The sequence below is a fragment of the Pseudoalteromonas sp. Angola-30 genome, assembly GCF_028599215.1.
GTDB lineage: Bacteria > Pseudomonadota > Gammaproteobacteria > Enterobacterales > Alteromonadaceae > Pseudoalteromonas > Pseudoalteromonas atlantica.
On record NZ_JAQREI010000098.1, the window covers coordinates 1 to 255 of the forward strand.

Sequence of the window (255 nt, forward strand, 5' to 3'; positions counted from 1 at the left end):
TTCGTGGTACCACTAATGGTTGGCGTGCTGTCGTTGGTGGCACCCACAGTATCGAGTGTCAGAGTCGGTGCAAGGCTATCAAGGGTGCCCGATTGCGTAGCGCCTCCTGTATTGCCCGCCGCATCCGCAATGCTGGCTTGTACACTGTAGCTGCCATCAGGTAATTCTGGACTGATTGCTTGCCAGTTGCCGTTGACATCCACGGTGGCGGTGAGCGGTGTTTCATCGCCATTACTGTCGGTGATTACAATGTTT

General features: G+C 54.5%; 1 protein-coding gene. It reads right to left on the bottom strand.

Going from position 1 to position 255, the window contains the following annotated elements:
* The coding region (locus PSH54_RS20770; protein WP_273607025.1) for an Ig-like domain-containing protein at positions 1-255 on the bottom strand (255 nt) is incomplete at both ends.